We start from the raw sequence: 26,248 nt of genomic DNA, 5'->3' as shown, positions 1-26,248 counted from the left end.
CTGTTCTCTTACGGATTCAACTTTCCATTCTTCACCAACTTTTCGAAGTAGTAACTGAACTCTCCGAAGATGGCTTTCTTGTCGTCCTTGCAGAAGTCATCGAAAGCATCAAAACCACGGAACGTAAATACACGCGACAACTCCGCAGGATTCCATTTCAGTTTCACAATGCGACCTACCAGCGTAATCACATCGCCCAATATCCACTTCGTGCGAGTACCGATACGCACATTGATAGGCTCCTCGTACTTGCCCTCCGTAGCCAGCTTATACATCACCCAAGGGATGTCAAAGCCTGCTGCCACAGGAGTAGCCAAACCACCCGTAAAACGGACATTCGTCTCAATGTAAGCAATCTTGTTCTTCTCCGGATCATAGCGGAAATCCAGACCGCACACACCATGAAAATCCACCGCCTCCATCAGTTTCATCGCCTCTGCCTCCAGTTGCGGCATATCCACTATCTCGCGTTGGGTCGTAGTGCCGCCACCATCGGTTTTGGTCACGAGGGCATGATAAACTGAAGTTTTGCAGAATCCATCCCAACGCACGCAATCCACACTATAGTCCGTGCCGCCAATCCATTCCTGCAGGAGCGTCTCCTCATCCTTGTGCTCCTCCATCAGTTTCAGTAACTCCTCCTTGCTCTTAGGGAAAAACACACCCTTGGCAGAATTGCCGATGACGGTCTTGAACACCACAGGATAACACTTCACCTCGCCAACCGAATGATAAACCTCCGGAACCGACACACCTGCTTTACGAGCTACCTCCGTACTTGTAGCCTTGTTAGCCAATAGCAACAACTTCTCATCGCTCTCATACGGAATAATCAAGTCGGCAGGAAACTCCGTACGATGGCGCATGATTATCACACTCTCATCGTGAGTAGGCATCAGCACCTTTGGTTTCAGCTCCAATATCTTCTCCTTCAGCACGCGGATGAATGCCTCCTCCTCGGTGAACGGATCGGGATAAGTGAAACTCCCCGTGCAAAACTTCGACATCGAACAGATATTCTTCTTGCTCGTGTCAACAGCCCACACCTTCAGTCCTTTCTGGTGGAGCGACTTCAAAATCGTATAGCCCACACGATTCCAGCAGTAGGTCAAGATTACATCACATTCTTTATTCATAGATGCTTAATTATCGCGTTATAAGTATTTTCTACCAAGAAATTCTTTTTCAGGAACTCATATCCCTTCTCGCCCATCTCCTTCATATCTGATGCCAGTATACGACCGATAGTTTCCGTTACCGCCTTTACATCATTACTTGGAGCATAGTAGCCAAAACCATTCTCCTCGGCCATAGCACCCATATCGCAATTCGGATCGGTAGCACAAATCACAGGCATCTTATATTCCAGATACGAAAGCAGACGGCTTGGGAAGTTCGGGATGGTGAATCGGTAATCGAGGAATATCAATCCCACCTGACACGCCTGCACTATTTTGTCGTAATCCACCTTAGGCAAACCTTTCATGACAGTTACCCCCTTCGGCCTGCGAGCCTTATACCAACCCTCCAGTTTCTGATAGTATGTGCCATCACCCACCACTAGTATGTGGCAGTCCTCTCTATCCGCATTCGCATCCAGACACTCTATCAGGAACGGAATACCCTGAGGAATACCCAAGTTACCGCCATAGATCAGTATCGGCTTGTCTGTCGGCAGACCATACTTCGTGAGAATTTCCTCCCTAAACCCTAAACTCGCAACTCGCAACCGGTCTTCAGTCTCCTCAACCAGTTCCAGTGAATTAGGCGCTATCTCCACCTTCTTCGGATCCACCTGCGGATTATGCTCTATCACGTATCGCACATTGGCAGGGCTCATGCAGCCGATGTAGTCCGACAACTCATAAAGTTTCTCCTCCTTCTTGCGGAACAGTTTATAGAGTAATCCCTTCACACCCGTTGTTTTCAGCATACCCATATCTACTGCATTCTGTGGGAAGATATCCTTCAGCAGCAGATACGACATTGCCTTTGGATTTACTTTCTTTGCATACTCTATCACCTTCGGGAAAGTAATCGGAGGTGTACTGTAGAGTATCAGGTCGAAATCCACTCCAGCAAAGTGCTTCTTTATAGCACGCTTGAATAGCATTTCAATGGACAGCTGCCCCATACCCTTTTCCACAATGTTGGTCTTCTGGAGGTTCAACGTGCGTACATGTAGGATCTTTACATCCTCATCTTTGCTCACATAGGTCTTCTGCCCCATCTTTCGCTCCACCGTACAGACTATGTAAACCTTATGCCCATCGTTACGGAATCTTCGCATCACATCATTATAGATGCCTCTGCGATTGATGTCCATATTGTCGAGCATTGTCAAAAAAAGTACATTCATTTTTTTGGGGGAATATTTGTTTTCTCTTGGATTGAAACCTATCTTCTTTCCAAGAACCTGTTCCAATCCATCAGTTTTGCATAATATTGCGCACCAGCCTTAGTCAAGTGTCGGCAATCCTGACTAATGAATCGTCCATCGTCAGAGAACACCGGCATTCTGCCATCTTGCTTCTGCACCATAGCAATCATATCAATATAAATATCTGCATATTTCTTTCTTAACCTTTCATTCATTTCGTCATATCCGTCTTCCATCTCTACCGTCAGCTGTAGGTAGTCGTCCTCAAACCTGTGGCGATACACCTGTGTTGTTCTCGCCAAAGTTCTTTTCGCCTACCACATAGAGTTTGGTATGATCTTCCAGCATCGACTTCACCTTTTCTATCAGTTCCTCTGTTACACCCTTGGTAGAAATAAAGAGCACATCGACCTCTCTCAATCTGTGTTCTCTATTATCCAAACTCTCAGAGTACCCAATCTCTACCTTATCGGCTATAGGACTCTCAAGGATAATATTTACAAGGTCGCGCCCAAAACTGTTACCTATCACATACCATTTCGTCTTGTCAGTCTCAGGATAATCTCTGTCATACCACTTCACTCTGTCGCAATACTCTGCCCACATCCCTCTGTGAACATTACCCTTCACAACCTCCAGCTCAGGCACATCGCGCACTACACCTGCATTCTTGTAGATATAGAGCGAAGCACCTGTAGTCACTACTAACATCAATCCGGTCAATACCCATGCGAGCTTTGTCTTCTTCATCTGCTCCACATACCTGTACGAAAGAACAGACAAAACGGCTGTTATACCGAAGAAAGCGAGCAAAGGAAGTACTTCCGTCAGTTTGTTGGTAAACGAATAGCGGATAAGTGCCAACACCACCTGATGCCATACGAAGATACTGAAGCTTGCAGTACCAATGGCAGCCACCCATTTGTTTGAAAACACCTTTCCTTTCGCCCATTCCACCCTTGGCATCTGCACCATCAAAACCGATGACAAAGCAACCGTAGAAAGCAACTTTGCAGGACGGGACACGTATTCCGCATCAACAAACAGGAGTGCAACGACAGCCAGATAAACGATTACGAAACCGATATTTGTCCATACGATCTTATCTTGTATTCTCCGGACGTTACCAAAGAGGTAGAACACCAACCCACCGGCACAGAACTCGTACAAGCGATAAGGCAAATAATAGAACTTGGCAGCAGCATTACCTTCTGTCAGATATCCGACCAATGAGGCCATACCCATCAATGCCATTAAGGTGATGTTGACCTTCTTCCTCTTGTCTACATCCTTCACCCATCTGCCCACAGCAAAAAGTAGCATAGGCACGATGATGTAGAACTGCATGATCAGACCTACATACCAAGTGTGCATCAGTGGTTTGTACTCATTCACCACATCCCAATAGTTCTTGGTGGTGATGGATTGCAGAACGTTGTTGCCAAAGAAGTTGGTGGCAACAATAGACTGAGCTGTATTCTCAAAGTCATCGGGCAGCATCATCAGCCAGCCCCACCCCAAGCACATTACACCAGCCAGTAGCAGAAGCGGCCAAAGGCGGAATACTCTGTTTTCAACGAACCACAAATACCCACCCTTATTAACCACATGCTTTTCAACGCTTTGAGATGTAAAAAAGCCTGCTATAACGAGAAATATATCCACACCCAGATAGCCATACTCACATATACCCAGATGGTATAGCACAACCGCAATGATGGCTATCGCTTTCAGTACGTCAAAATATCTGTTTCTCATTTTTTTGTTTATCTACTTAATATCATTCCATAAAGCAAATGCCATTTGTTCTTCAGCAGGCATTTCATTTTTGCCGAAAGAGAATCGTATCTGTGTGGGTTCACAGGCATGTCGAGCGACATACCACTTGCCTTCAGCACTTCACCAAAGAAATGGTAATCGGGCGAGATACGTTCCGAAACCGGCACATCCTTGATCAACTCGAAGTAGGCTCTGACTGAAAAAGGCGTAAACGTCTCGCCAACCACATCCGCTTCATTCAGGCATTCTGCTAACCAACTACCCAAACGATGCTCCCAGTAGAACAAATCCAAAACCGAATAACCGGTTTCAGCTGTATACACCTTGGCGCTTTCAAGCCATTTGCCAATAATCGCCTTTGAGTAATCACAAGATAACACCCCATACAACTTACTCAACACGCGAGTATTCACCTGCCAATCATAGAGAATGCCAGAGCTGTTACGACTCACCTCATTGCACGAGCCCTTCGTCCAGAACCAATCCTCATAACCATAGTCGCGCACACTCTGAGTCATCTGCATCCAGTACTCGTGTGCATTCTCCGAATGTACCTTATATGCCTCTACAAAATCCGTCTCCAGCGACTTGCATGGTAGAGTCTTGTGTATATAGCCATATTTCTCGCAAAGATGCTTCGGGATCTGTATGTCGATATGGCTATCAGCAATGTGGTGGTACTTCAACGTTACCACATCAATTTTCTCCTTCACCTCATCACATGCCGCCAGCACCAGTCGCGAATCCCATCCGGCCGTTAGCGTTACTGCCAGATTTGTGCGGCAGGAAGCCGCCTGTATCATCTTCTTCAAGAGGTCTGCAACAGCACATACTCGCTTCTCCTGTCTCATACCCGAGAAATGCTCCCGAGGTTGGATTCTTTGTATCTGCCCCTTGTCGTAAATATGATTGGGCAGCAGACGCTTTATGTTATTATATGGTGTAACATCCAGTGGCCAAGCGTATTCCTTGTCATTCGCCATCGTCTGCTTGATGTAGTTTTCAGCCTCTACATCAGCCTCGGCATTAATAGCCATGGCCACATATCGGCTTTGCGAACCAAACACATTGCATCCGTGAAACAGTTGCTTCAAACCGCAACAGTCGGTTATTGCCGAGAGGCTGCTACCACGAAGCGAGAATAGCACCCATCGTCCACCCCAATAGAGTGTCTGGTCGGCAAGGTTGCAAAGGTTCTTATCGCAACCTTCATCCAAACGAGTGAGCATCTTCCCCTCATCGTCCTGCGGATGTTGTGCATCTATGGCATAGCCTATCAGCAGCCATTCGCGTTCTACCGACCAAATGTATTTGCATTGAGTCCTCTCGCCCAAAAGCACATGATAATGTCCAAGTTCCAGCATCTGGTCATACTCGAACTTATTTTCCATATCCCATGGGACAATCAGATATTGATTTCTTCCTATTTTCATTCTCTCACTACCGAACGGATCAGGTCTATCACCTTCTCACATTGTTTCTGAATAGTTTTGTTCTCCAATATAAACTGACGTGCCGATGCACCCAAAGCAGTCAACTCCTCATCCGTATGACTGAACACCTCTCGGAGGGCATTCTCAATTCCCTTGGCGCTCACCTCCTCTATGCGATACTGATGCTGACGGTATTCAGGCGCAAAGCTTGGGATGTTCGACACCAATACGGGGGTAGCACTTGCCATATACTCTATAATCTTCGATGGGAACGACATCTTGGCTATCTCGCTGTCTATCGGCCGAGGGTCAACCAACAGAGTGGCAGATTTTTCAAGAGCCAATACCGTATCGTGCGAAACCGTACCCCTGAAGTCTATCTGAGGGTAATTGGCAGCCTTCTCTCTGAGGGCAAGCGTATAATCACCATCGCCACAAAGCACCAATTTCACATCTTTCAGTCCTGCATCCAAGAATCCCTCCACCAGCTTATCCACTCCGAAAGTGCTGCTTATCTTACCTGCATACAGGATGAAGCGTTCTACCGACTTCTCTGCCTTGATTTGGTCAATGGCAGTCAGGTTACAGAGGCCGTCAAGTATCGTCCATGGGCGGTTATGCCGATTTACCACCGGAATCATGAAGGCACTCAGCACCACAAAACCATCTACAGCATCGCGGTACTTCATCGCACGCTTCATGTCCATATCGTTCAACATCTGACGCATCTTCGAGTAGTCCTTGCGGTAGGTGATCATCAGCTCGGGCAAATCAGGCACAATTGCAAACACAGGTACACCATAGCTCCACTTCAACCATTTAGCAGGACGAATCAGACTACGATACAGACCGCTGATCAGGATGACATTCTCCTCATCCTTGCGCATCATCTTCTTTACCGCACAGTAGGCTGACCAACCATATTCATACTCTTTCACGATAGGCAAACTCACCATCGAAGGCACCTTGCACTCGAAGTTACCAATCTTGTATGAGTGAGATTCCTTCCTCAGTTTGCTGAATTTCGGATAACTCGGTATCGGATAAAGCGACACACCGGTTATCTCCACCTGTTCCGACAGCCCCAAAGCCACATTGCGGTCAAAGCCCACACCCGAGAAGGTAGGCTTGAAGCGCTTGCTCTCGCGGACTATCCCATCGTAGATCTCGTCAGACAATGCTGTTGAGAAATAGTATATGTGCAGTTTCTTCTTGCTCATTTCATTCTGTTTACTGCTGCATAGAATACTTCATTCTCCTTTCGGGCAGTCTGGAGGTAAGCATCACAAGTCTCCGATAGCACCTCAAAGTCCAGACTCTGGTGGTAGGTATAGAGGCTTTCAGCCAAGGTTGCAAAGTCCTCTATCACATAGCCAATCTTGCCTTTCGTCACTTCCTTGGCCAGTTGCGTGTTGCTGCTCACCAACATCGGACGGTGGATAGCCAGAGCCGTATAGAGTCGGATAGGCATCAGGGTACTGTTGTCCATAGCATCATTGCCAAAGGCACTATTCACAAAGTCGAACCCCGCCATTATATCCACAGTTGCCTTCGGATCGAATGTCGGCATTGTCTTCACATTCCAGATTCCCTTGCTGTCAGCATACTCTTTCAGTACATCCGAATTGGTACCGCAATACCAGAGCTCAAAGCGCTCATCGTTGGCCAAGGCATCTATCAACTTATAGCTCTCGCGGAAATAACGACAGTTACCCACAAAACCTATCTTGATGGGCTTACCGCTGTTCTGTGGTCTTCCTTTCAGGTTCTCCAGCAGATCTTCGTTCACACTATTCACCTTGATGTATTCCCCCTTGGGCAGGAACGAACGAAAACCATCAGATGAGATAGTCACGAAGAGTACGTTCTTCACCAACCTCTTTAGCAAACTGTGAAAAAACCAGTTATTCTCCACCACATAATCGCGCACGTTCACTACATAGCGGTTCTTGAACCAACGGAGCAGCATATCGGCAAAGAGATAAGCTCCTGTGGTCTGCCAAGTGATGACGTACTCATACTTGTTCTCGCGTAGGATCTTCTTGGTATATCGGCGGAAATGCATGAACATCTTCAATTTACCAATCTTACCCTGGGCGTTTGACTCTGTGTAGCGATACACATTGGCTGCCGTTGTCTTCTCTTCTATGCCATATCGGTCCAGATAAATGATGTCATATGCCATTCCATGCTGGTCAAAGTATTTGGTGTAGAGCGAAATCAGCGAGATATGCTTTATGTTTGATGTACCTATTATACAGATTTTGCTTGCCATAGTTATCCGTTTATTATGGATTTGTAGATGCTTAATGTAGCTTTGAGGTTTGTTGTTTGATCATGACGAGCTATTGCCATTTCACGAACGTGCGTATTATCGAAGCTCTTTGATACCTCGAACATATTGCAAATGCTCTCAGCGAGACCTTCGATGTCATCAAACTCGAAGCACTGACCGCACTCACCATCGGGAATCATATCTGGATTACCACCCCTACGAGAAGCCAGACAAGGCACACCCAATATCTGAGCCTCTGCAATAGAGTTAGAACTGTTTTCGCAAGATGAAGGACAAACATAAAGGTTACTCTTCAAGAGTTCATCCACCATCTCCTGTGCAGACAATAGTCCAGTAAAACTTACTACGCTCTCCAAGTGATACTTGCGGATAAGCTTGTAGATAATCTTACCATAGCCGCTATATTTCATCTTTTCTGCCATCGTCTTATGAAGAGTGATGTCTGTTCCCGCTATCCTTACCTTTACGTTGGGATACTTTGCTATCACCATCGGGAGCGCACGCAATATCTGATGCAGGCCCTTGATAGGATAGTTTGCCTGACTTAGGAAGATGGTATGTGGTGTACATTTCACATATTCCCATTGGCTCTGATAAAACTCTTCGCGAAGAGACTCATTGCAGAAATGATAGTTCAACTCTGGGTTGACTGACATTACATACTGCTTGTCAAACGAAGTTCTGCCAATCACATACTTAGCTTTCTTGAGTGCTAATGTCTCATATCCGGCTCGCTTCTCATAATCTTGTTTCTCTCCGAGTATGGTTTTCAACCTAAGGTCTCGGATGGTGATATTGCGTACAATCTGCCACTTCGACAAACCATCAATGTAGCAATCTGCAATCACTCCGAGTACACCCTGAATAGAGATCAGCACATTCTTCGTAGTGCATGCATTCATATATGCCAGTCCGTAAGGCCATTCTGTTCCGTGAATATGTACGAGATCCGGCTGCACACGCTTGCTCACCTCCTTCATCAGAGACTCATAGTATTCCACCTTGCTGCATCGAGGCAACACATAGTACGTCATTTCCTTGCCCTTCAGTTCGGTTAGTTCCTTCACTTTAGGTGATACAGATACGAGCGAAAGCTTCACCTCACCACTATCTATCAAGGCTTGTGATGAAGACACCAACCATCCGCCAGATCCCTTATGAACAGAATTACCAGTCAAAAGAGCTGTGGTTTCAGGTAGTAAGATATTAGTAATCCAAAGAATATTCATCGGTTACATTGAAAACAGAGTAGTATAGTTATAGTAATGATCAAACCATGTAGGACTATGGAAGAATACCCAATAGCTATACATCATAATCATAATGTATATACCTATAAGTAGATGACGGGGTATTGGTTTAAACCAATAATAGACTATTGGTATAGTAGCCACGCCTACCGCTTGGAAATAGTAAGCAATTCGCGTTATAATCTGAGTTACCTGACCAAAAGGGGAAATTACAGAACCCACACACGCAAGTGACACAAGAATTTTAACTTCTTGTGATGCATCTGACCTAAGCATAAACAAAATTGCTGTAACAAAAGGAATAGAGTTTATTATGAAACCAAGTCCTAACTTAAAAGAATTTTCAACATCGTCCTTAATGTATGTATCAGCGTATTCTTGCATCTCCTCCACATTTGAAACTAACATCAAAGTTTGATCTATTAAGTCCCTACTCATAACAAAGACTCCAAAACACACAGCATAGACTGCAGGAATAATCCATGTCCTACGTTCAGAGAATTTTAAAAAGCCAAAGAAGGCGAATGGAATTAAGAACTTTACAGAAGAGTGTACCGTTGAGAATAATATGAAAATTAGTGCTGTCTTAAGCCATTTCTTTTCTAGAATATATGGTATACAAAAGACAAGCATAGTAATGGTTAATCCTTGTCTTAGCATAGACATATTCAATACATAAAGAGATGTATTAAATAGATAAACAAAAACCGCAAACCATCTATATTCTATTGGCACATAACCCTTTACAAACCTGTAATAAACCCAATTCTGAAAAATGGCTAAGGTTGCCACCATTATAAAGAAACCAGATTCTCCGAATGGCTTAAAAAGAAAATTTATGAAAGTCCATCCTGGTTCGCGAAATATATCCGTTAATTTCTCAATACTAAAACTGAAATCATGACTAATGATAAACAAATATGAACGATAGTAATTCATATAGTCATTACCATAATCATATCTAATTACAGCAAGTATTGTCATTATCACAAAACCAATAGCCATACCATTTTTTAGTTGGCCTTTTGACTCCAAATGTGTCAATAGAATTGTGAATAAACTAAAAAATAGTAATACGTACATACCTTAGTATTATGTCGTGTTTATTATAAAGTCTCAAATATCTCCTTGAGTTTATCGTAGTAATGCTCTTTCATATATGGAGACAACTTGTGATCAAGCGATTTTGCAACAATCTCTTTGTACAGTTTGAATGCTTCGTCAAGATTATTCGCCACATATACATAATCATCATATACTCCCTTAAACCAATCTGCTCCTGTGGTAACTTTATGGTCAGTGGTTTTGATAATGATGACTGGTGTACCTGCAACCAAAGAGAAGATAGTGCCATGGTAACGATCAGTGATTGTAACCTTATAGTGTGAAAATCTCTCGATTTCGCGCTCTATATAGAACTGCTTGTTATTACGAACCTTGATGTAGTTTTCCTTGATTGAGGTATCTGTTACTGTTACCTTGTCAGTTTCTTCAATCTTAGAAACAAGCTTATTCAGTTCCTCGTCAGAATAATATTTCTCCGCGTCATTTCGACGGCATAAGCACACTCCATTTCTTGCATTGTTGAACGACAAAGTACCTATCAAAGTGGTGACAATATCAGGGAAAGCGGCTAACTTAATACCCTTAAACATTGCCCTTGCCTGCTCAAACGAAACGAAGTCCCGGGCAAGGAAGAGCATCCTCTTTGCTTTGCTGTGATTCTCTGCACATCGCTTTCTGTTCTCTTCGTGTTGGAAATAGATGGTCTGAGGCATCATCAAGATATGAGCATCAGGTATAGCATCAATCACCAATCTGTGCATTAACTCATGCTGACCTCCCAAATCCTGAGTAGTGTAACCACTCTGAAACACAATGATGTCTTTGCCTGTATAGGCAGCCTTCAGACACTTGATGAATCCTGCTTGTGAATCAACTACAGTTTTGGCTTCAAACTTCAGCAGTTCGTAATCGAAATAATTCTCTTCAATCCACTTGCAAATACAGTAGTGTTGAGCCATATCACCTAAATTTGAATGAGGTGTGATACCCAAGTAAAAGACTCGACATTTATCCGATGGCTGAACACTGTTTATCAATGCCATCTCAGTTCGGATGACACGATGATAGTTGATTCTGTTCTTAAAGCCGATATATAATCTCTTTATATCCATTATCGCTTGATTACCTTTTTGAGTATTTCAATTCCTTTATTGCCTACCACATTACCTACTATCTGGCGAAGCTTACCTCCTGCAGTTGTTATGGCATTTGTGCGTACGAACGTGACCATTGCAAGCACTTCATCTTCCTCCTTGGTAAACACCTCCATTAAGATAGGTTTGTCAGAAACAGAAGTAAATCCTTCAATTGCATTGTTTACTTCTTCCTTAGTGTTTACTCCTATATAAGTGAAGCCGCAGTTCTCAGCCCAACCTTTTGCAGACCCATTATGACCGTTAGCGGAAATAAAGTTATCCACGCTGACTTTCTCAGCCCAGTTACGTGTCATAATCTTGAACTCTGCACCACCTCCGTTGTTAATGAGTAGCACACGAACATTGTTCTTGATGTGTCGAATACCAAGAGCGTTCATGTCATAAAAGAAAGCAAGATCACCTGTGACAATGAAGCAAAGCTCATCGGTATTCATGCTCTCGCCAATGAGCATTGAGTTGCATCCATCTATGCCAAAAGCTGCCACATTGCCATAGCCTTGAATGGAAGGATCCAATGGAAAATAACTCCAGCAGCGAAGGCTATTGAGAATGGCAAAATTCATGATACTATTGTGTGGAACTCTCTTATGCATCTGTTGTGCTACATACAAATTTGACATAGGCAGTTCTACATCAAAATTGATAGTATCATTAAGCGCCTTCCACTCCTCATAGTACGAATGGCTACAAGTTGAATTCTGAGCCATTTTCTCGAAGAAGAAATAATCTGGGCATTCAAATATTTTGGTTAAATGATCGTATGTATCAACATATGCACCATCCTCAGCAACTCTCCAATGCTCCCCTGCTCCCATATTGCACAAAGCTCCATAGATTGGATAATCGCCGGTCTGACCTCCTATTGTAATGAGTATATCAGGCTTAACTTTGGCAAATCCACCGCAGGAAACAAGCATATTAGCCTGCAGACTATACTTACCCGAACAGTTGGAAAGATGGTTTACATAGACTACTGCATTGTGATTCTCACAGAAACTGTCAAGCGCTGCTTGCTGCCGGTCTGTAAACGGACGATGCTCACCCACCACTACAAGTATCTTCTGGTCTCCAAGATTTGAAGAAGGCCACTCATCCCAAGCCATATAACGATTAAGCAGACGAATTGAAGGTAGTTGAACATCCTCAAATTTTCCCTGAAAGCTATCAACGATTCTAAGATTCAACTGAATTGGGCCAGGGTTTCTATGAGTTGCTTCAAGTATAGCCTCCTTTGCATTATGACATACTTGCAAACGTGTATTCTCATCTGTAACAGGAGGAAGGTCAAAAGATTTCTTTACACAATCCTTAGGCAAAGAGCACTGATCAGGTGCCTGCATATAGTCCTGATACTGGAATCGTTCAAGCTTTGCTGTCGTAAGGGCAATAATTGGAGTATGCTTGTAAAATGCTTCTGTAAGACCAGGAATATAGTTTCGAGTTGCTTGAGCGCTGGTGCATGAGGTCGCAATAACCTCACCGGTCTGCAGATGAAGGCCGATGGCAAAATACATTGCACTTCTCTCATCTGGAACAGAGTAACATTTAAAGAATGGATCATCTTGAATAGCTTGCGCAACAGAGATGTTGGTTCCACCCGGATTAATTACAATATGGCGCACGTTATACTGCTTAAACAGAGAAATAACGATACGAACGTTTTCTTGTATAGTATACATATTTGTATTGTTATAAGATCTTAGAATCCGTACTTTACATCATCAAATGTAAGGTTAGCAGCACCACCCGTCATGAAGATTATCTCTCCCATGATAGAGCGGCTCATGTCGCTAACTAAAACTACTGCCATATTTGCGATCTCTTCTGGAGTAATATACCTACCTAATGGAATTCGATCGAGATTCATATTGACATCATCTCCTTTGAGTAACATTGGTGTAGCTGTTGGACCAGGAGCAATACCATTCACCGTAACGCCATTCTTAGCGAGAGCTTTAGCAAGTCCAAGTGTCAAACCTCTTACCCCCCATTTAGTTACTGAATAAGCAGAATCAGCCGGACGAAATGAAGATGCAGATGCAATATTCAGAATATTGCCTTTAATACCGTTTTTCACAAAGTATTTTCCAAATAGCTGAGAGAGAAAGAATACACCTTTAAGGTTAGTGTCAAGTATCTTATCATACTCTTCTACGGTCGCATTTGGCATTCCTTTACTATTAACACCTGCATTATTCACCAAGATATTAATTTGTGAGATCCCTGCTTTTTTAACCATTTCAAGCATTTCTGTATGCTTGCTTTCAAAAGTGCCAACCTGAGTATTATCTAATACAATACCAAAAGCTTTTCCCTTAGAAAGTTTTGCAACAGCAGCATCTATTCTATCCTGTGTGCGACCCGTAATAATAACAGACGCACCAGAGTTGACAAAAGCCTCTGCAATAGAGAAACCTATTCCACTTGTGCCACCAGTAATCAAAGCGCATCGGCCTTTAAGCATCTCGTTGGAAGCCAAAGATGAGACTGTAACGTTCACTATCTTCTTGGGACGAAATAAGTCTTCAATTTTTTTGTATATCGACGATAGTTTCATATTGAATAATTTATCTTTCAAACAATGAGCTCAATCTGTTCTTCACTCTTTTGAAAAATGATGGTTTCCTCAAAAGTTGGCAGTATGTAAGATAATCGTGTTCAAAATCGGCAAATACGAAAGGTGGTTCTTTGGCTATAACGTATTCCTCAGCACTGGGGTTTGGTTCACAATTATACTGACTCACTTTTGCCTTTGTATGATGCTGACCAGTCACACCTATGTTCTTCACAAGATGTTCCTTAGGTTGTACAGTTAGAGCATGATATTGATCCATACAAAGGCCGAAAATGTAATCCCAACACTTTGTACGATAAAGCATATCCTCCATGTTAGAGAGAGCTTTTTCTTTTGCCTTTGCTTGCTCTTTAGTTTTAAAGAGTCGGTAATAAATATGTTCGTCTATAGTCTCTTTGATATATAGATGATCCCAATTTACCATTCTCCATCTATCTCGCCAAGAAGCCCACCCATACATAGCATGTAGATGAGAAAACATATAGTCATACCCCGAAGGGTTCTGCTTAATAATATTATCTCCACTGATGCACCATACTCTTTTGTCCTCCTTAAACTTCTCTATCATCTGATCAACGAAGCTGAAGAAAGCTTTAGTGGGAACACAATCCTCTTCTAAGATTATTCCTCTCTCTTCATTATCAAAAAGCCAGTCAATGGCACCACGAAGGGAGTCATACACATTGACACACTCTTCACGGAAGAAGATATGCAAATCGCAATCCCAATCAATCTCATTGATATAGGAGCGAATCTCGTTGTTGCGCTCAACCTCACCTTCCTTCTCTGCTCTTCCTTTGTTTGAGTAGAAATAGAGTGTCTTGGGCTTGGTTGCCTTAATGCCCTCCCAGGTCTGACGAGCATAATCCGGTCGGACGAAGGTTACAAAGAGTACGGGAGTTTCTACCATGTTAGTTAGATTTTGAAGATGTCTTCTATTTTTGAATTAGGTAAAGCACCTAACTCGTTCATTAACTTGCTACCATCAATGCGCAGGCTCTTGATATCACCATCGCGACGAATCTCCTGACCAAAGAACTCATCTTTACAAGGAACGTTGTAGATTGCAAAAAGACGCTCAATGAGGTGGCGGATGCTCAGGAACTCGCCACCGCCCATATTATATACGTCTGAAACGATATACTTGCAGACAGCCTTATCAACAGTCTGAATCATTTCCTCAAGAGTAATGAACTGACGAGTCTGGAGACCAGCGCTAAAACTTGGAACCTGAACATTCTTGCCTGCATTGTAGTCCTGCAAATACTGGAGAGTGTAAGGCACAAGACGGGTTCCAGGCTTCAGATCATCCTCCGAGAACATGTTAGGAAGGATGAAATGATAGAAAGTAAAATCTGCCGAAAAATCCATCATGTAACGACTATATAGGCGCTTGCTCAGTCCATAGTCATTGGTAACAGGAAGAGTAGAGCAGATTACCTCTTCTTCGGTAAATGCCTTGCCGTTTTCTCCATTCAGACCAATCTCCATGTACGAACCGAAAGACACATAAATGCCTTTGTAATTGTACTTCTTCAACTGGAGCGTCATTTCGATAGGCGCATTCACGTTGAGCGCATACATCAGAGAGGAATCTGTCTGCAATGCAGCCTGAACACCGGCACCTGAAGCATATACGATAACATCAGAAGCTACAAGCTTATCGTAATCAAGCTTATCTTTCAGGAGGTTCACCTGATAGAAGTTATCGCACTCGTAGCCTTTAGGTACGTCAAGACCATAGACATCTACAGTCACTCCCTTTTTGACATTGTAATATTTTGTGAGTGCAACGGACAGCATTCCGTTAGCACCAATGATTGAAATTTTCATTTATGTTCACCAATTAGATTTGAATCAATTGCTCTAATAATTGGAATAATAGAACAAGTAGCTATCAGAGATACAGATCCTACGACAATAGCCTTAAGGTTATATGATCCTAAATAAAGCGCGATGCCATGAGTATATACCATATTGACTGCACCCACTACAAGAAGATGGAAAGCATATATCGGTAATGTCAACTTACCGTACTTAGCAAACAGTGGATTATCTATCAATAATGCAATCAGCAATGTAGCACTTCCGAGCAAGACTGACGACAATATGAAATAGATATAGTTACCATAACTCCCATAAGACATGGCGGTTAGATGGTTACATCCTCCATTGAGTTCAAAGAAGAGTGTACCCATTAGCATGAGTATGATAATAGCTCCTGAAATTTTGATTTTGTTATCAATGACTTTGGGGGCTTTATCTAATAGTACTCGAATTAGATGTCCAATATACATAAAGGTAACACCTGAACAAGCTACATTGAAACTGAAAGGCATTCCCATCTTTGGAGTTCTTTCATTGCTGAAATAGGCAGAGAAAACGGTTAACAGGACAACTCCTACAGGCATTAACCACTTACGTTTTTCATTAACTATAGATAGAGAATTGTACAGCAATACTGCCACAAAATAGCAAGGAAGAAACCATAGGTGTGTAAGAAGTAATAAAACTCAATGATTGAATGCTTCCATACGCAATATGCATTACGGAACTTGGAGATATTTGAATTCCTAGTATGAATGCAAGCAGAAAGAACGGAAATAGCACTCTATATATCAACAATTTACCACCAACAATTAGATATTCCATCAAACTCTGATTGCTTTTCGTTTTATGCACAAAGCCATACAACATAAAGAATAGTTGAACATGGAATGCAAACAAAAAGTAGCAGATGCTTGATTTCATACAACTATGGGAGATAATCACAAACCATATTGCCAAGAACTTTGCAGTATCTACGTATGATAGTCTGGAGTCCACCATTATCCAATAAACTTGCTAATCTCCTCCACACAGAGGTCATATACATTTTCTGTCTTATAGCGTTTGTACCAATCGGAGGTCAATACAGCAGTCTGTTTTGCGTTCAAGCGAGGATACCAACCGAGGCGGGTCTTTGCTTTATTGATGTTGAGCATCAGGAGATTTGCTTCATGAAGTGCATTAGGAGCAGATACGTCCTTCAACTCACCAAAGCCAAAGTTCTCAATGATGGCAGTTGCTACCTCCCATACGGTTAGAACACTCTCCTGCTCAGGACCGAAGTTCCATCCTTCACAATATTCTGTTGGATTGTCCCACATATTCTGAGCCAATAGCATGTAGCCAAAGAGAGGTTCGAGAACGTGTTCCCAAGGGCGAACAGCCTTAGGCGAACGGATGTCGATAACCTGGGTAGTTTCGAGGGCACGAATACAGTCAGGAATGATGCGATCCTTTGCCCAATCGCCACCACCAATCACGTTACCTGCACGAACCGATGCAAGCGATACGGTATGCTTCTTGCCATAGTCCTCAGGATTGAAGAACGAACGACGCCAGCTCTGGATAGCCACCTCACAAGCTCCCTTAGAAGAAGAATATGGATCGTAACCTCCGAAAGGATCGGTCTCAACATAACCCTCCAACTGCTCGCAGTTGTCGTAACATTTATCGGTAGTAATCATCACACCCACCTTCACGCTCTTGGTGGCACGAATTGCCTCCATAATGTGAATAGTACCCATCACGTTCACTTCATAGGTATCCACAGGTATCTCATAAGAGAGACGAACGAGAGGTTGAGCTGCAAGATGGAAGACAATCTCAGGCTGATACTCAGCAAAAATCTGCTTCATCTTCTCGCCATCGCGAATGTCGGCACGAATATCTGCCTTAATCTTACTGCCGATACCAGAGAGTACAAAGTTGTCACGCTCCGAGAATGGGGCGAGACCTATACCCACTATTTCTGCTCCGAGTTCATGGAGCCAAATGCACAGCCAAGAGCCTTTGAAACCGGTGTGGCCCGTTACAAGCACCCTCTTGCCTTTGAAGAAACCTTTAAATATATCGATGTTCATTTCTTTAACATTTTATCTATCAAACCATTAACATTTTATCTCGTAAGCGATGGTATCCTTTGGATCATAGAGCTTATCGGTATAAGCCAAGAGGATAAAGTCCTTATCACTATTGTTTACCACCACATGAGCCACATTGTTGGGGATGAAGACAGTAATTGCCTTTTCGAGCGACATCTCAATGTCTTTGCGCTCGTGGGTCTCCATGTCCTCCAATTTGAGAACAGCACTACCATCGATGATGGTGAACCACTCAACAGCCTCAGGATGATAATGGCCACCCTTAGCCTGCCCAGGTTCACCCATGGTGAGATAGACTTCACCTGTATGAGAAGGAATGCCCTCCTCTGTTCCTGTGATAACCTTTAGAAACCAACCTCTATCATCAGTAATCAATCTGCGCTGGATGACATGTACTTTTTCGATCTGAGCCATATTATTCCCCCTTTGTCATACGGTTACGATACTCAAGATTAGGAACACTTCTGTCCCAACGCTTCCAAGGAGCCTTATCTTCTGCAAGCAGTTTCTCAAGCATGTTCTTTTCTCGGATATTATCCATACACTGCCAGAAACCAGTGTGTACGTATGACATCAACTCGCCTTGTTCTGCAAGTTTCACGAGGGCCGTTTTCTCAAAGATACAAGCATCATCACCTTTTAGAAAGTCGAATACCTGAGGTTCAAGCACCATATAACCTGCATTTATAGGAGCCCCATCGGCTGCATTCTTCTCGCGGAAAGACTTAACTGTACCTTCCTCGATCTCCAACACCCCCTTATCCTGAGCCATCTTTACTGCTGTAAGAGTAGCGAGCTTGCCATGGCTCTTATGGAACTCAATAAGCTTATCTATCTCTACATCACACACGCCATCGCCGTAGGTCATGAAGAAAGGCTCATTACCCACATATTTCTGGATGCGCTTGATACGGCCTCCAGTCATCGTGTTGTAGCCGGTATCGACTACAGTCACCTTCCAAGGCTCCATATTGGTCTGGTGAACGATCATCTCGTTCTTAGCATTACGGTAATCGAAAGTGACATCAGAGTTATGAAGGAAGTAGTTAGCGAACCACTCCTTGATATACTCCTGCTTGTAACCAGCGCAGATGATAAACTCAGTATGACCGTAGTAAGCATACTCTTTCATAATGTGCCAAAGGATAGGCATGCCACCTATCTCAATCATTGGCTTTGGTTTGAACTGAGATTCCTCAGAGATGCGGGAGCCGAAGCCACCGGCAAGAAGAACTACTTTCATATTGATACGCTTTAATTATTGACTTTGTTTTGAATAGGTACTTTTTTGAGCACTTTTGTTCGTATGAGATTTTTGATTATTGTCTGCTCATTCTTGTTCATGCCGAAGTAGAATATTGTCAGGACTGTGAAAACAACGCTCACGCCCAAAAACAGGAATGTTGCGACCATTGTATGAGGGAAGAAATACCTAATAGGAAGTAGCATCAATACTACTGCCGCCGTTGAAGACAAAGATGGAATGAGCGTCTGTTTGATATACTCCGAAATACTGAAACTGGTCAATTCCTTCATAATGTAAATCTGGAAGACAAGAGTAGCTATTGTCAGCAATACCATCACTATCACATTAATGTAAGGAGGACATCCCAACTTATATAAGATGAATATAATCGGTAGTAATGAAAGTCCTATCAGACTATATCCCATTTGATTCTTTTTTACCTTTCCTGTCGCTTGAATGCTTGCATCAAATCCTGCACCGAGGTTGCTAACCATACCGTTGATAAGCATAAAGATGACAAATATGATCGTGTATTCCGGAATATTCTTTCCCAACCAAAGGTCTAACACATCTTCCATACAAAACAACAAAGGAATAGCCATGATATTCATAGCAAGGTAAGAATAACGAGACATTGCATAAACCAGAGACAAGGAACGTTTTTCGTTTCCGTTCTGATTCTTCATAATTTGTGGGATAGCTGCCTGCCTCAGGGTAGATGTAAACTGGACTACTGCGCTATTAACTTGATTGGCAAGTCCAAATGCCGCATTTAAAATGGTACCAAAGAATAAATTGATAATCATGGCTGCACCTTGTGTTCGCCCCATAACAGCAGTAGTTCCGACAAACATCCACCATGCAAACCCGATTACACCTTTGTAGTCTTCTTTATTGTGGTTAAAGTTCCATATAACAACTTCACGATCTTTTATTGTACAATATATCTGATATGCGACAGGGCTGGCTAACTGAATAATTGCTAACATCACCGCATATATTCGTAACCGATTTCCTGTCATAAACATAAGTGCTGTTATGAATCCCAATTTCATAAGAACACTAAGTATTTCGACAACTGAAGTGAACAGGAATTTCTCTCTGGCAATAATCAATCCGTGCATAGGTACGGCAATTACTGCAAACGCTGTAGTCAATAAACTAAGATGTAATACAAATAGAGCATCTGGTATTTTTTCTGAATCTACATTCAAATAGTTCTCAACATAAAATATACCAAGAGTTTCTCCAATCAGCAGTAGCAAGACTGCAATGGCAGCATGAATTATAAAGATAGTGTTGTACACCTTGTTAGGATTACCTTCTGATCCCTTACCAATTTCTACTGCCATATAACGGTACGAGGTTGCAACCATTGAAGATCCTAATATGTTCAGCATTGCAACAATACCTCCGACCACATTATAGAGTCCATAATCGCTTGCACCAATAGCATCAAGAACCAGTCTAGCTACCGTAAAATTTACTACAATGGTAATTATCAGTTTAATATATAATACCGCTGCATTTATTGCTATACGTTTATTTGCAGAATTGTCCGACATTTATTGTAATTGTCTACTGAATAAAGCGCGTTTCATAATCGATTGTATTATTATGCAGAATTTAGACCTTTGAATCCGCACGCCCTATTTTGTAAATTTGAATAGTAATTTTTCAAATTCCACGGATTATAGCGGAATCTCATAATCGGGGATCGTCCTCTGTATCGAAGAGGAAACCGCCTGTGCTCAATACGGAGTCTTGTTTCTCTCTTGGTTCTATTGATTCCACATCTGGTGTGGTGCAGCCAAAGAAGGAAAAACGTAGGAGAAAAATGAATCCTGTTTTGCTTTTTGATACACTACTATCCCGTTAAAGTGAACAGTAGTGGTCAAGAGTATTAGTTTTCATCAAACACCAGATGTGTGATGTCTGAGGGAGAGTATTTCATTTTCCTGACTTGAATACCTCTTTGAGCCGCTATCGCACGAATCTCTGATTCTTGATATGGGTTTATCTGAGTACCAAGATACACAGCTTCGATTTCAAAACCATCGAGTGATATAAAGTCCTTACGTTCCTCCTTCTGAGTTTTTTCATTGAGTTGCTTAAACTCATTATCTTCGGTCGAGAAATAAAGCAGACGATGTTCAGCTTCGTAACTCCAGCAATCTCCTTTTGCTAAAAGGGCATTGTCAATTGTTATGTAATCACTCATTGTCTTACGGTCTCGGTATGCTACTTTGCACAAGCGAAGGAGATGGTTATCATAGTTATGTTGCCGAAGTGTCAAATCTGTTATCTTGTACATTATCGCAATACCTCTGTGACTATCTGCATAATGCGACCACATGAGAGGGAGCTTATCCTTCAATTTGTTTGGATCAGCCAAACAGCAGATACGAAGATTCTTGAGTGCATTACGTGCAGCCTTGAATAGTTTCTTATCTTGCTTGTCCCATGAGTCTTTCTTTTGCAAGTCTATCCACACCTTAATGATTGGATCCATCGGATCATTGAACTTGAAAGGATTTGATAGTGTCAAACGTCCCAACTGAATATCTTTCTTTAGTTCTTTATAGCCTTTCTTGTTGGCTATGCCGGAAAAGCGAAGAAACGAGCATGGAGTTTTCTCATCAGGAATCTGTGATAATTCATCGCAAATAAGACGAAGCATGTGAAAATGTGTGTCATATGCATTGCCATCCATTATGGACTCCATTGCAATATCCAAGTCATAATGCGGGTCTTCAGACTCCTGCAAGAGAAACATAGTTTGTAGATTTCGCATCTGTCTATCAATTTTTACAATTCAACGTCCTTTAGTTTGTTCAACATTGCTGTTTTCCGCTCTCCAGTCTCAACAAAGTATTCGATGAACAGTGAAGTACAAACTTTATCTCTTTGGCATTATAATCTTTTAGATGTGACTTATCGCATGTAGGGTCGACAATCATTCCGTCGATATCAACGATCTTGTAACTGAGTCGTGGGGCTGATTCCCCTCGGTTTACACCAAAGAAAATCGTATCCATACTGAGTTCAACGCCTTTGCAACCGATACAGTAAACTAAATCTTGGGGTTGTTCAATTATGTTGTCTAAGTTTGCGATATCCGAGATTTTATGATTCAGCAAGTAACTCTTCGGCGCATTATCTCTATATCCATTCCTTACGCTATTTGAGTGACACGTACACTACACTGTCAGTAGATAGGTCTTCCATAAGGATTGCAGGTTTATCGTCGAGTCTGCACTCCTCCATAAAAGCTAAACACAATACAGCACAATACTTTAATGCATTATAGTTTTCAAGTATCTTCTCAGAATTGCAGATTCCAGATTTTACTACAGCAGAAAGAGTATATCCCGATTCCTCCTTGAGAACGCGATAGAGCTTTCCATTGGCTCCGCAGCCTATGTATTCTAACTTATCGGATGATAGATAAAGTATGTGTGGTATATTGTAAACTGTTAATATACTTGTATTTGTAACGTGCGAATATATCGAACATCAACACGATTGTGTTCACCTGTGCGCACGCTTAACCTTATTTACTTCGCCAAGTTAGCGACACCATTCAACTCGTTCTGTATATACTCCAATGATGCGATTTTTGCTTTCGTTTCTTCAAGGTTGAGACGGGTGGTGTTATCTGAATTGAACTCAGATAGCTCGCAACGCTTTACATCGCCCTCGGTAAAGTACTGATCGTAGTTGAGTGTGCGGTTGTCGGCAGGAACGCAATAAAAGTTGCCCATGTCTTCTGCCTTGGCGCACTCTTCGTTGGTGAGGAGGGTCTCGTAAAGCTTCTCGCCATGGCGGATGCCAATGATCTTGATCTCAGGCTCGACATCGTTGGGGGCCTGATGCTTGAAAAGGTCGCGAACAGCCTCAGCCTGAGTCTTGATGGTGCAGGCTGGTGCTTTCTGAACGAGAATGTCACCGTTCTGACCATGTTCAAATGCGAAGAGAACGAGGTCAACTGCCTCTTCGAGAGACATGATAAAGCGAGTCATTTTAGGTTCGGTGAGGGTGATAGGGTTGCCGTTACGGATCTGGTCAATCCACAAAGGAATAACCGAACCACGTGAGCACATTACATTACCGTAACGTGTACAGCAAATCTTAGTGTTGCCCGAATAGCGTGACTTAGCAACTGCAATCTTTTCCTCAATGGCTTTGGTGATACCCATGGCATTGATGGGATAAGCAGCCTTGTCGGTAGAGAGACAGATTACTGCACCAACACCAGCTTCGATAGCAGCAGTAAGTACATTGTCAGTACCAATGACGTTAGTTTTAACCGCCTCCATAGGGAAGAACTCGCAAGAAGGAACCTGTTTCAATGCAGCTGCATGGAAGATGTAGTCAACACCTGGCATTGCGTTCTTGCACGACTGAAGATTGCGAACGTCACCAATAAAGAACTTAATCTTGCTTGCGTACTCAGGGCATTTTGCCTGATACTCATGACGCATATCATCCTGCTTCTTTTCATCGCGAGAGAAGATACGAATCTCAGCGATATCGGTCTTAAGGAATCGATTGAGAACTGCATTACCGAATGATCCTGTACCACCGGTAATCATAAGGGTTTTACCTGCAAAAATGCTCATAATTATTATCTGTTTATTATATGGTTTTTATCTTTACTCTTTTACCACTTTGACTATACCAAGCTTACTAGCACTCCGCTATGCATTTTTTTTATCATTGCTCTCGCTTAACCGCAACCTTATCACAAAAGGTATCTGGTCTCTCTGGATTGAAGTTCTCATTGCAGTACATTACTGTTACGAGATCTTCGGTATCGGAGAGGTTGATGATATTGTGGGTGTAACCGGGGAGCATGATTACACTCTGAATCTTCTCACCCGACACTTCATATTCGAGAATCTCAGCATTAGGGTCAGCTTCATTGCGAAGTTGGATGAGTCCATGACCGCAGACTACGATAAACTGCTCCCATTTGGTGTGGTGCCAGTGCTCGCCCTTAGTAATTCTAGGTTTGGAGATATTAATACTGACCTGACCACAGTTGAGGGTGTGGATGAGTTCGGTGAAACTACCTCTATTATCGACATTCATCTTGAGGTCGAAGATGGCCTTGTCCTTAGGGAGATAGCTAAGGTAGGTGCTGTAGAGACGCTTTGCGAAACTATCGGAAGGAATCTCAGGAATTATGAGTGTCTTCGGCATATCGCGGAACTGACAGAGGAGGTCTACAATCTCTCCGAGTTTGACATGATGGGTTATTGGAGCTGCACAATAGCGTCCCTCTTGTGTAAGAACAGTTTCAACGCCATCGAATTCGCAATGATGTTCCTCACCTTTGAGGGCGCAGATCATCTCCTCCACGAGGTCGTCAATGTAGAGGAGCTCCATATCGACGGTGGGATCGTTGACGGTGATGGGGAGGTCATTGGCGATGTTGTTACAAAAGGTAGCGACAGCTGAGTTGTAGTTGGGACGACACCACTTACCGTAGAGATTCGGGAAGCGATAGACGAGGACTTTGGCGCCTGTCTCTTTGCCATACTGGAACATCAACTCCTCACCTGCCCTCTTGCTCTTACCATATTCGCTGGTGCCAAAGCGGCCAGCGAGGGTGGCTTGAATAGAGCTAGAGATCATCACCGGACAGTTGTTCTTGTACTTCTTGAGGGTATTCAAGAGGACGGTGGCAAAGCCAAAGTTACCTTCCATGAACTCCTTTAGATCCTGCGGACGGTTGACACCGGCAAGGTTAAAGACAAAGTCGCAGTCTTTACACCACTGGTCAAGCTGCTCAGGAGTGGAGTCGATGTCGTACTCGAAAACCTCATCGATGACAAGGTCGCCATAGCACTTGGCTTTGCCTGTTTTTATATTACAGAGTTGAGCGCAAAGGTTCTTACCCACAAAACCCTTTGCGCCTGTTACTAATACTTTCATAATTTAATTTTTAGAATTTACGCCAAACCATCTTGTTGACTACTCCAACGTACGACTGAATAATCTTCACAACTTTAGTTGAGACATTCTCGTCAGTGTAGTTAGGTACCGGTGTACCGTAATCGCCATTTTTAACGAGTTCTACTGCAGTATCGACACTCTGTAGCAAACCATTGGTATCAATACCAGAAAGAATAAATCCAGCCTTGTCAAGAGATTCTGGACGCTCGGTTGAGGTGCGGATGCAAACAGCAGGGAAAGGATGGCCTACGCTGGTGAAGAAACTTGACTCCTCAGGGAGAGTACCTGAGTCAGAAACTACGGCGAAAGCATTCATCTGGAGACAGTTGTAGTCATGGAAGCCAAGGGGTTGCTGAACCTGTACGCGAGGATCAAGCTGAAAACCTGAGGCTGCAAGACGGTTGCGTGAACGAGGGTGACAGCTATAGAGAATTGGCATATCGTATTTCTCTGCCATGGTGTTGATGGCGTTGAAGAGAGAGAGGAAGTTCTTCTCGGTATCGATATTCTCTTCACGGTGAGCAGAGAGAAGGATATAACGCCCCTTCTCAAGACCAAGGCGCTGGTGAATGTCACTTGCCTCAATCTCAATAAGGTTCTGATGAAGTACTTCTGCCATGGGCGAACCTGTGACGTAGGTGCGCTCACGAGGGAGTCCACACTCAGCAAGATAGCGACGTGCGTGCTCACTATATGCGAGGTTGACATCAGAGATGATATCGACGATACGGCGATTAGTCTCCTCGGGCAAACATTCGTCCTTACAACGGTTTCCTGCCTCCATGTGGAAGATGGGAATATGTAGACGCTTTGCACCAATGACAGAGAGACAGCTGTTAGTATCACCCAATACGAGAACAGCATCGGGCTTGGTGTCAACCATGAGCTTGTATGAAGCATTGATGATGTTACCACAGGTAGCACCCAAGTCATCACCCACAGCATCCATGTAAACCTCAGGATCCTTCAACTTGAGATCTTTGAAGAACACACCATTAAGATTGTAATCATAGTTCTGTCCGGTATGGGCAAGGATAACGTCAAAATACTGGCGTGTTTTGTTAATCACTGCTGCAAGACGGATAATTTCAGGGCGAGTACCCACAATGATGAGTAACTTCAGCTTACCATTATTCTGGAAACTGACATTTGAATAGTCTGTACGGAGTTCCATATT

At 43.0% G+C, this 26,248-nt stretch carries 22 protein-coding genes and 1 pseudogene; all 23 read right to left on the bottom strand.

Annotation, left to right across the window (positions count from 1 at the left end; translation table 11 throughout):
• Nucleotides 1–8: 8 nt before the first annotated feature.
• The 23 genes and pseudogenes from RB604_RS13540 to RB604_RS13430 all read right to left on the bottom strand — a co-directional run bounded on the left by RB604_RS13540 (nucleotide 9) and on the right by RB604_RS13430 (nucleotide 26,245).
• A complete protein-coding gene (locus RB604_RS13540) occupies nucleotides 9–1,136 on the bottom strand; it encodes a carboxylate--amine ligase (protein WP_007480614.1) in 1,128 nt (375 codons plus the stop codon).
• A complete protein-coding gene (locus RB604_RS13535) occupies nucleotides 1,133–2,359 on the bottom strand; it encodes a glycosyltransferase family 4 protein (protein WP_007480612.1) in 1,227 nt (408 codons plus the stop codon). The genes RB604_RS13540 and RB604_RS13535 overlap by 4 nt, the downstream gene beginning before the upstream one ends.
• A gap of 38 nt (nucleotides 2,360–2,397) precedes the next feature.
• Nucleotides 2,398–2,682, bottom strand: coding sequence for a hypothetical protein (locus tag RB604_RS13530; RefSeq protein ID WP_147398877.1), 285 nt, complete (start codon nucleotides 2,680–2,682; stop codon nucleotides 2,398–2,400).
• Complete coding sequence (locus RB604_RS13525) at nucleotides 2,645–4,138, bottom strand: acyltransferase family protein (protein WP_055294532.1); 1,494 nt, start codon at nucleotides 4,136–4,138, stop codon at nucleotides 2,645–2,647. The genes RB604_RS13530 and RB604_RS13525 overlap by 38 nt, the downstream gene beginning before the upstream one ends.
• Before the next feature lie 8 nt (nucleotides 4,139–4,146).
• Nucleotides 4,147–5,592, bottom strand: a complete 1,446-nt coding sequence (locus tag RB604_RS13520) for a hypothetical protein (protein WP_007480608.1) — start codon at nucleotides 5,590–5,592, stop codon at nucleotides 4,147–4,149.
• The gene (locus tag RB604_RS13515; protein WP_007480606.1) at nucleotides 5,589–6,812 is read right to left on the bottom strand and encodes a glycosyltransferase; all 1,224 of its coding nucleotides are present in this window, start codon (nucleotides 6,810–6,812) and stop codon (nucleotides 5,589–5,591) included. Before RB604_RS13515 ends, RB604_RS13520 begins: the two co-directional genes overlap by 4 nt.
• Nucleotides 6,809–7,867: a hypothetical protein gene (locus tag RB604_RS13510; protein ID WP_055294528.1), complete on the bottom strand. Its 1,059-nt coding sequence runs from the start codon at nucleotides 7,865–7,867 to the stop codon at nucleotides 6,809–6,811. Before RB604_RS13510 ends, RB604_RS13515 begins: the two co-directional genes overlap by 4 nt.
• A gap of 2 nt (nucleotides 7,868–7,869) precedes the next feature.
• Nucleotides 7,870–9,117, bottom strand: a complete 1,248-nt coding sequence (locus tag RB604_RS13505; protein ID WP_007480603.1) for a glycosyltransferase family 4 protein — start codon at nucleotides 9,115–9,117, stop codon at nucleotides 7,870–7,872.
• Nucleotides 9,118–9,120: 3 nt separating this feature from the next.
• A complete protein-coding gene (locus tag RB604_RS13500; RefSeq protein ID WP_172680679.1) occupies nucleotides 9,121–10,143 on the bottom strand; it encodes an EpsG family protein in 1,023 nt (340 codons plus the stop codon).
• A 101-nt stretch (nucleotides 10,144–10,244) separates the two neighbouring features.
• Nucleotides 10,245–11,315: a polysaccharide pyruvyl transferase family protein gene (locus tag RB604_RS13495; protein ID WP_007480598.1), complete on the bottom strand. Its 1,071-nt coding sequence runs from the start codon at nucleotides 11,313–11,315 to the stop codon at nucleotides 10,245–10,247.
• On the bottom strand, nucleotides 11,315–13,039 hold the full coding sequence (locus tag RB604_RS13490) for a thiamine pyrophosphate-binding protein (RefSeq protein WP_007480597.1): 1,725 nt from the start codon (nucleotides 13,037–13,039) through the stop codon (nucleotides 11,315–11,317). The genes RB604_RS13495 and RB604_RS13490 overlap by 1 nt, the downstream gene beginning before the upstream one ends.
• Before the next feature lie 20 nt (nucleotides 13,040–13,059).
• Nucleotides 13,060–13,917, bottom strand: a complete 858-nt coding sequence (locus tag RB604_RS13485; protein WP_007480594.1) for an SDR family NAD(P)-dependent oxidoreductase — start codon at nucleotides 13,915–13,917, stop codon at nucleotides 13,060–13,062.
• 10 nt (nucleotides 13,918–13,927) lie between these two features.
• Complete coding sequence (locus RB604_RS13480; protein ID WP_007480592.1) at nucleotides 13,928–14,845, bottom strand: hypothetical protein; 918 nt, start codon at nucleotides 14,843–14,845, stop codon at nucleotides 13,928–13,930.
• Between the two features lie 5 nt (nucleotides 14,846–14,850).
• A complete protein-coding gene (locus tag RB604_RS13475; protein ID WP_007480591.1) occupies nucleotides 14,851–15,768 on the bottom strand; it encodes an NAD-dependent epimerase/dehydratase family protein in 918 nt (305 codons plus the stop codon).
• Nucleotides 15,765–16,427, bottom strand: a pseudogene (locus RB604_RS13470) (acyltransferase family protein); the annotation flags it as partial. The pseudogene RB604_RS13470 and the gene RB604_RS13475, both read right to left, overlap by 4 nt.
• 336 nt (nucleotides 16,428–16,763) lie before the next feature.
• Entirely contained in the window at nucleotides 16,764–17,843 is a 1,080-nt protein-coding gene (gene rfbG / locus RB604_RS13465; RefSeq protein WP_007480585.1) for a CDP-glucose 4,6-dehydratase, read from the bottom strand.
• 27 nt (nucleotides 17,844–17,870) lie between these two features.
• Nucleotides 17,871–18,278: a polysaccharide biosynthesis C-terminal domain-containing protein gene (locus RB604_RS13460; protein WP_007480584.1), complete on the bottom strand. Its 408-nt coding sequence runs from the start codon at nucleotides 18,276–18,278 to the stop codon at nucleotides 17,871–17,873.
• 1 nt (nucleotide 18,279) lies between these two features.
• Nucleotides 18,280–19,107, bottom strand: a complete 828-nt coding sequence (rfbF, locus tag RB604_RS13455) for a glucose-1-phosphate cytidylyltransferase (RefSeq protein WP_007480582.1) — start codon at nucleotides 19,105–19,107, stop codon at nucleotides 18,280–18,282.
• 11 nt (nucleotides 19,108–19,118) lie between these two features.
• Nucleotides 19,119–20,675 (bottom strand): lipopolysaccharide biosynthesis protein, encoded by a 1,557-nt coding sequence (locus RB604_RS13450; RefSeq protein ID WP_007480580.1) that lies wholly within the window; start codon nucleotides 20,673–20,675, stop codon nucleotides 19,119–19,121.
• Nucleotides 20,676–21,013: 338 nt separating this feature from the next.
• Nucleotides 21,014–21,904 carry a DUF2971 domain-containing protein gene (locus tag RB604_RS13445; protein WP_007480579.1) on the bottom strand — a complete coding sequence of 297 codons (891 nt, stop codon included), beginning with the start codon at nucleotides 21,902–21,904 and terminating at the stop codon, nucleotides 21,014–21,016.
• A gap of 763 nt (nucleotides 21,905–22,667) precedes the next feature.
• Complete coding sequence (locus tag RB604_RS13440; protein ID WP_007480578.1) at nucleotides 22,668–23,732, bottom strand: polysaccharide biosynthesis protein; 1,065 nt, start codon at nucleotides 23,730–23,732, stop codon at nucleotides 22,668–22,670.
• 94 nt (nucleotides 23,733–23,826) lie between these two features.
• Nucleotides 23,827–25,050, bottom strand: a complete 1,224-nt coding sequence (locus tag RB604_RS13435) for a polysaccharide biosynthesis C-terminal domain-containing protein (protein ID WP_007480576.1) — start codon at nucleotides 25,048–25,050, stop codon at nucleotides 23,827–23,829.
• Between the two features lie 10 nt (nucleotides 25,051–25,060).
• Nucleotides 25,061–26,245, bottom strand: coding sequence for a UDP-N-acetyl glucosamine 2-epimerase (locus tag RB604_RS13430; protein ID WP_007480574.1), 1,185 nt, complete (start codon nucleotides 26,243–26,245; stop codon nucleotides 25,061–25,063).
• Nucleotides 26,246–26,248: the final 3 nt, after the last annotated feature.

This window comes from Bacteroides salyersiae (assembly GCF_031172035.1).
Classification (GTDB): domain Bacteria; phylum Bacteroidota; class Bacteroidia; order Bacteroidales; family Bacteroidaceae; genus Bacteroides; species Bacteroides salyersiae.
The sequence above is the reverse complement of the archived record's forward strand: the minus strand, read 5'-3'. Positions and strand labels throughout refer to the sequence as shown.

Bases quoted from the DNA above. Each gene is read 5' to 3' on its own strand.
- RB604_RS13480 (WP_007480592.1), bottom strand. From the start codon at position 14,845: ATGGTAGAAACTCCCGTACTCTTTGTAACCTTCGTCCGACCGGATTAT.
- RB604_RS13520 (WP_007480608.1), bottom strand. From the start codon at position 5,592: ATGAAAATAGGAAGAAATCAATATCTGATTGTCCCATGGGATATGGAA.
- RB604_RS13495 (WP_007480598.1), bottom strand. From the start codon at position 11,315: ATGGATATAAAGAGATTATATATCGGCTTTAAGAACAGAATCAACTAT.
- RB604_RS13445 (WP_007480579.1), bottom strand. From the start codon at position 21,904: ATGCGAAATCTACAAACTATGTTTCTCTTGCAGGAGTCTGAAGACCCG.
- RB604_RS13435 (WP_007480576.1), bottom strand. From the start codon at position 25,050: ATGAAAGTATTAGTAACAGGCGCAAAGGGTTTTGTGGGTAAGAACCTT.
- RB604_RS13500 (WP_172680679.1), bottom strand. From the start codon at position 10,143: ATGGCTATTGGTTTTGTGATAATGACAATACTTGCTGTAATTAGATAT.
- RB604_RS13485 (WP_007480594.1), bottom strand. From the start codon at position 13,917: ATGAAACTATCGTCGATATACAAAAAAATTGAAGACTTATTTCGTCCC.
- RB604_RS13450 (WP_007480580.1), bottom strand. From the start codon at position 20,675: ATGTCGGACAATTCTGCAAATAAACGTATAGCAATAAATGCAGCGGTA.
- RB604_RS13510 (WP_055294528.1), bottom strand. From the start codon at position 7,867: ATGGCAAGCAAAATCTGTATAATAGGTACATCAAACATAAAGCATATC.
- RB604_RS13460 (WP_007480584.1), bottom strand. From the start codon at position 18,278: ATGGCTCAGATCGAAAAAGTACATGTCATCCAGCGCAGATTGATTACT.
- rfbF (WP_007480582.1), bottom strand. From the start codon at position 19,107: ATGAAAGTAGTTCTTCTTGCCGGTGGCTTCGGCTCCCGCATCTCTGAG.
- RB604_RS13475 (WP_007480591.1), bottom strand. From the start codon at position 15,768: ATGAAAATTTCAATCATTGGTGCTAACGGAATGCTGTCCGTTGCACTC.
- RB604_RS13490 (WP_007480597.1), bottom strand. From the start codon at position 13,039: ATGTATACTATACAAGAAAACGTTCGTATCGTTATTTCTCTGTTTAAG.
- RB604_RS13525 (WP_055294532.1), bottom strand. From the start codon at position 4,138: ATGAGAAACAGATATTTTGACGTACTGAAAGCGATAGCCATCATTGCG.
- RB604_RS13430 (WP_007480574.1), bottom strand. From the start codon at position 26,245: ATGGAACTCCGTACAGACTATTCAAATGTCAGTTTCCAGAATAATGGT.
- RB604_RS13515 (WP_007480606.1), bottom strand. From the start codon at position 6,812: ATGAGCAAGAAGAAACTGCACATATACTATTTCTCAACAGCATTGTCT.
- RB604_RS13535 (WP_007480612.1), bottom strand. From the start codon at position 2,359: ATGAATGTACTTTTTTTGACAATGCTCGACAATATGGACATCAATCGC.
- RB604_RS13540 (WP_007480614.1), bottom strand. From the start codon at position 1,136: ATGAATAAAGAATGTGATGTAATCTTGACCTACTGCTGGAATCGTGTG.
- RB604_RS13440 (WP_007480578.1), bottom strand. From the start codon at position 23,732: ATGAGCATTTTTGCAGGTAAAACCCTTATGATTACCGGTGGTACAGGA.
- RB604_RS13505 (WP_007480603.1), bottom strand. From the start codon at position 9,117: ATGAATATTCTTTGGATTACTAATATCTTACTACCTGAAACCACAGCT.
- rfbG (WP_007480585.1), bottom strand. From the start codon at position 17,843: ATGAACATCGATATATTTAAAGGTTTCTTCAAAGGCAAGAGGGTGCTT.